This is a genomic window from Mesorhizobium sp. M7A.F.Ca.AU.001.01.1.1 (genome assembly GCF_004022735.1).
Classification (GTDB): domain Bacteria; phylum Pseudomonadota; class Alphaproteobacteria; order Rhizobiales; family Rhizobiaceae; genus Mesorhizobium; species Mesorhizobium ciceri.
The window spans coordinates 1-5,461 of the sequence record NZ_RZPF01000455.1 but is presented as its reverse complement, the minus strand read 5'-3'; the positions used below and the strand labels follow the sequence as shown (position 1 = coordinate 5,461).

Genomic DNA, 5,461 nt, shown 5'->3' with positions numbered 1-5,461 from the left:
CGCCAAACGGCCCGGCAGCAGCATGGGCGCGCAGGCCTATGAGGCCAACGCGGCGATCGCCGGTCATGGCGTCGCGATCCTGACCAGGGCGCTGTTCAAGGCGGAACTTGCCGGTGGGCGCCTGATCCAGCCTTTCGATCTGGTTGGCGACGACGGCCATGCCTTTTGGCTGGTCTACCCCGAAGCGCGCCGCAACGTGCCGAAGATCCGTGCCTTCCGCGACTGGCTGCTGGCCGAGATCGCCTGCTGACCGGCAAGCTTGCGGGCTGCACCTGGTCTCGCAGATCCATCCGCTGTTGCCGCACTGTATCCGGCCGGGACGCTCTTCGTCCTGGCAATTTCCGCTCGTCCCGGCCTGCGGTGTCGCCCGGGTGCTGCGCTGCAGCATCGAATCCGACTTGACATAATTCACGCCAAGTGAGTAATTGCCCAAAGCCAAGGCAAATGCTCATCTTGGTTCAAGGGAGGAATTTGATGAAACTTCGCACGCTCACCCTGGGCTTGTTGTCGGCCAGCACGCTTGCGTTCGCCGCACACGCCGAATCCATCACCATCGCCACCGTCAACAATGGCGATATGGTCCGCATGCAAAAGCTGACCGAGGACTTCACCAAGGCGAACCCCGACATCCAGCTCAACTGGGTTACGCTCGAAGAGAATGTGCTGCGCGAGCGCGTCACCACCGACATCGCCACCAAGGGCGGCCAGTACGACGTGATGACCATCGGCACCTATGAGGTTCCGATCTGGGCCAAGCAGAGCTGGCTTTTGCCGCTCGACAAGCTCGGCGACGACTACGACGCCAAGGACATCATCCCGGCCATTGCTGGCGGCCTTTCGGTCGACGGCAAGCTTTATGCCGCGCCCTTCTACGGCGAAAGCTCCTTCGTCATGTACCGCAAGGACCTGATGGACAAGGCCGGGCTGAAGATGCCCGACGCGCCGACCTGGGACTTCATCAAGCAGGCCGCCGACAAGATGACCGACCGCGCCAATGGCGTGAACGGCGTGTGCCTGCGCGGCAAGGCCGGCTGGGGCGAGAACATGGCTTTCCTGACCGCCATGTCGAACTCCTTCGGCGCCCGCTGGTTCGACGAGAACTGGAAGCCGCAGTTCGATCAGCCGGAATGGAAGAACACGTTGCAGTTCTATGTCGACCTGATGAAGGCCGACGGCCCCGAGGGGGCTTCCTCCAACGGCTTCAACGAAAACCTGGCGCTGTTCCAGCAGGGCAAATGCGGCATGTGGATCGACGCCACGGTCGCCGCGTCCTTCGTTTCGGACCCGAAGAACTCGACCGTCGCCGATAAGGTCGGCTATGCGCTGGCGCCCGACAATGGCCTGGGCAAGCGCGGCAACTGGCTGTGGGCCTGGTCGCTGGCCATCCCCGCCGGCACGCAGAAAGCGGATGCCGCCGAGAAGTTCGTCTCCTGGGCGACCAGCAAGCACTATGCGGAGCTCGTCGCTTCGAAGGAAGGCTGGGCCAACGTTCCTCCGGGCACGCGCTCCTCGCTCTACGCCAATGCCGAGTACCAGAAGGCCGCTCCGTTCGCCAAGATGACGCTGGACTCCATCAACGCCGCCGATCCGACGCATCCGACGGTCAAGCCGGTGCCCTATGTCGGCGTCCAGTTCGTCGCCATCCCTGAGTTCCAGGGCCTTGGCACCACGGTCGGCCAGCTCTTCTCGGCGGCGCTTGCCGGCCAGTCGAGCGTCGACGACGCGCTGAAGCAGGCCCAGGACGCTGCCACCGCGGCAATGACCGAGGGCGGATACATCAAGTAAGGCTCCTCCCGGTGCCGACTGCCGGTCGCCTCCTTGACCGGCAACGGCCGCCCGAGTTCCCAGTTCGGGCGGCCGCCTTTAACGCCTTTGAAAATTCCGTCTGACCAGTGAAGGGTGACCGTCATGGCTACTCAGCAGACCCGTTCGCTTGCCCGTTTCATGATGGCGCCATCCGTGGTGCTGCTGTTCGTCTGGATGATCGTGCCGCTGGTCATCACCATCTGGTTCTCCTTCCAGCAGTACAACCCGCTCAATCCGATCCGCGACGGCTTCGTCGGCTTCTCGAATTACGCGCTGTTCTATTCCAACCCGGCCTTCCTGCAGTCGATCCTCAACACGCTCACCTTGGTGGTCAGCGTGCTCCTGATCACGGTGATCGGCGGTATCCTTCTGGCGCTGCTGATCGACCAGCCGATGTGGGGCCAGGGCATCGTGCGCATCCTCGTCATCTCGCCGTTCTTCGTCATGCCGCCGGTGGCCGCATTGGTCTGGAAGAACATGATCATGCACCCGCCATACGGGGTGTTCGCCGACATAGCCCGCTTCTTCGGGGCCCAGCCGATCGACTGGTTCGGGCAACATCCGATGCTGGCGATCATCATCATCGTCGCCTGGCAGTGGCTGCCCTTCGCGACGCTCATTCTTCTGACCGCGCTGCAGTCGCTCGACGGCGAGCAGAAGGAAGCCGCCGAGATGGACGGCGCCGGGTTCATCAGCCGCTTCATCTATCTGACGCTGCCGCACATGTCGCGCGCCATCACGGTCGTCATCCTGATCCAGACGATCTTCCTTCTCTCGGTCTATGCCGAGATCCTCGTCACCACCAATGGCGGCCCGGGATACGCCTCCACCAACCTGCCCTTCCTCGTCTACCAGAAGGCGTTGCTGGAGTTCAAAATCGGCCAGGCATCCGCCGGCGGTGTGATCGCCGTCATTCTCGCCAATATCGTTGCCTTCTTCGCCATGCGCGCCGTCGGCAAGAACCTGGACAAGTAAGGGAGGCTACGATGGCACGCTCAGTCACCACCCGGCACAAGACGATCGCGACGGTTGCCGCCTGGATCGTCGCCCTGCTGATCTTCTTCCCGATCCTCTACACGATCATCACCTCGTTCAAGTCGGAGCAGGAAGCCATCCAGGGCTTCAGCATCATCCCGTCGGGAACGTTCGAGAGCTATACCGAGGTCCAGGCACAGAGCGGCTACTTCAAGTTCTTCTTCAACTCGGTGCTGCTCTCGGTCGGCTCGACCATCCTGGCCCTGCTGGTCGCCATACCGGCGGCATGGTCGATGGCCTTCTCGCCGACCAAGCGGACCAAGGACATCTTGATGTGGATGCTGTCCACCAAGATGATGCCGGCGGTCGCGGTGCTGTTCCCGATCTACCTGATCTTCCGCGACACAGGCCTGCTCGGCAGCCGCATCGGCCTCATGATCATGCTGATGCTGATCAACCTGCCGATCGTGGTGTGGATGCTCTACACCTATTTCCGCGAAATCCCTGGCGAGATCCTGGAAGCGGCGCGCATGGACGGCGCATCGCTGTGGAACGAGATCGTCTATGTGCTGACGCCGATGGCGGTGCCGGGCATCGCCTCGACAATGCTGCTCAACATCATCCTGGCCTGGAACGAGGCGTTCTGGACGATCCGGCTGACGACGACGGAAGCCGCACCCCTGACCGCCTTCATCAGCTCGTTCTCAAGCCCGCAAGGCCTGTTCTGGGCGAAGCTTTCGGCCGCCTCGACGCTGGCCATCGCGCCGATCCTGATCATGGGCTGGTTCAGCCAGAAGCAGCTGGTGCGCGGCCTGACATTTGGTGCGGTGAAATAACGGAATTGCCCGAAGCAATCGGCAGAAATAACCCCTCGGGGAGGAAACCATGGGAAACATCACGCTCAAGAACGTCTCGAAATCCTTCGGAGCGACGTCCATCATCCCCGGTCTCGACCTGGTGATCGAGAATGGCGAGTTCGTCGTCTTTGTCGGCCCGTCGGGTTGCGGCAAGTCAACGCTGCTGCGCCTGATCGCCGGGCTCGAGGACACCAGCGGCGGCTCCATCAACATCGACGGCCGCGACGTCACCGGCGAGGCACCGGCCAAGCGCAAGCTCGCCATGGTGTTCCAGTCTTACGCGCTCTATCCGCACATGACGGTGGCCAAGAACATCGGCTTCCCGCTGAAGATGGCCGGTGAGGACAAGGCGACCATCGACAAGAAGGTGGGAGACGCGGCGCGCGTGCTCAACCTGACCAACTATCTCGAACGCCGGCCCGGCCAGCTTTCAGGCGGCCAGCGCCAGCGCGTCGCGATCGGCCGCGCCATCGTGCGTCAGCCGACCGCCTTCCTGTTCGACGAACCGCTGTCCAATCTCGATGCGGCACTGCGCGGCACCATGCGGCTGGAGATCAGCGAGCTGCACCATCAGCTCAAAACCACCATGATCTACGTTACCCACGATCAGGTTGAAGCGATGACCATGGCCGACAAGATCGTCGTGCTGAACGCCGGCAACATCGAGCAGGTCGGCTCGCCGATGGAGCTCTACAAGACGCCGAAGAACCTGTTCGTCGCCAGCTTTATCGGCTCGCCGAAGATGAACCTGATCGAGGGCGCGCCGGCTGCCAAAAACGGCGCCAAGACCATCGGCATCCGTCCCGAACACCTGGAGATCTCGACCAGGGCGGGCGAATGGAAGGCAGTCGTCGGCGTCGCCGAGCATCTCGGCTCCGACACCTTCCTGCACGTCCAGGCCGACGGCGTCGGTCCGCTGACCGTGCGCGCCGACGGCGAACTCGGCGTCCATCACGGCGACACCATTTACCTGACACCAGACAAGGCCAAGCTGCATCGCTTTGGCGCCGACGGAAAGGCAATCTGAACATGCGACTGGCCGGCAAATCCGCGCTGATCACGGGTTCGGCCCGCGGCATCGGCAGAGCCTTCGCCGAAGCCTATGCCGGCGAAGGCGCAACCGTCGCCATCGGCGACATCAATCTCGAGGCGGCGCAGAAGACCGCCGCCGAGATTGGCGGCAAGGCCTATGCGGTCAAGCTCGACGTCACCGACCTCGCCTCGATCGAGGCGGCGGTGAAAGCCGTCGAGACGAAGACCGGTGGCCTCGATATCCTGATCAACAACGCCGCCCTGTTCGACCTGGCGCCGATCGTCGAAATCACCAGGGCAAGCTACGACAAGTTGTTTTCCGTCAATGTCGCCGGCACGCTGTTCATGCTGCAGGCAGCCGCCCGCTCGATGATCGCGCGAGGCAAGGGCGGCAGGATCATCAACATGGCGAGCCAGGCCGGACGGCGCGGCGAGGCGCTGGTCGGCGTCTATTGCGCCACCAAGGCCGCCGTCATCTCGCTGACCCAGTCGGCGGGGCTCGACCTGATCAAGCACCGCATCAACGTCAACGCGATTGCCCCTGGCGTCGTCGACGGCGAGCACTGGGATCACGTCGATTCGCTGTTCGCCAAATATGAGAACCGGCCGAGGGGCGAGAAGAAGAAACTGGTCGGCGAGGCGGTGCCGTATGGCCGCATGGGCACGGCACAGGACCTCACCGGCATGGCTGTGTTTCTCGCCAGCAGCGACGCCGAATACATCGTCGCCCAGACCTACAATGTCGATGGCGGCCAGTGGATGAGTTGAGGGCGGGGGACGGCCTCTGCTCC

At 63.0% G+C, this 5,461-nt stretch carries 6 protein-coding genes; all 6 read left to right on the top strand.

Features of this window, described 5'->3' with window-relative positions; all coding sequences use genetic code 11:
- Positions 1–250, top strand: a 250-nt coding sequence (locus EN884_RS24075) for a LysR substrate-binding domain-containing protein (RefSeq protein ID WP_245491976.1), incomplete at its 5' end; no start/stop codon positions are given.
- 224 nt (positions 251–474) lie between these two features.
- The gene (locus tag EN884_RS24070; protein ID WP_013528413.1) at positions 475–1,785 is read left to right on the top strand and encodes a sugar ABC transporter substrate-binding protein; all 1,311 of its coding nucleotides are present in this window, start codon (positions 475–477) and stop codon (positions 1,783–1,785) included.
- A gap of 123 nt (positions 1,786–1,908) precedes the next feature.
- Complete coding sequence (locus tag EN884_RS24065) at positions 1,909–2,781, top strand: sugar ABC transporter permease (RefSeq protein WP_063169753.1); 873 nt, start codon at positions 1,909–1,911, stop codon at positions 2,779–2,781.
- 11 nt (positions 2,782–2,792) lie between these two features.
- Positions 2,793–3,617 (top strand): carbohydrate ABC transporter permease, encoded by an 825-nt coding sequence (locus EN884_RS24060; protein WP_063169752.1) that lies wholly within the window; start codon positions 2,793–2,795, stop codon positions 3,615–3,617.
- Between the two features lie 49 nt (positions 3,618–3,666).
- Positions 3,667–4,665, top strand: a complete 999-nt coding sequence (locus tag EN884_RS24055) for an ABC transporter ATP-binding protein (RefSeq protein ID WP_063169751.1) — start codon at positions 3,667–3,669, stop codon at positions 4,663–4,665.
- Between the two features lie 2 nt (positions 4,666–4,667).
- On the top strand, positions 4,668–5,438 hold the full coding sequence (locus EN884_RS24050; RefSeq protein WP_063169750.1) for an L-iditol 2-dehydrogenase: 771 nt from the start codon (positions 4,668–4,670) through the stop codon (positions 5,436–5,438).
- Positions 5,439–5,461: the final 23 nt, after the last annotated feature.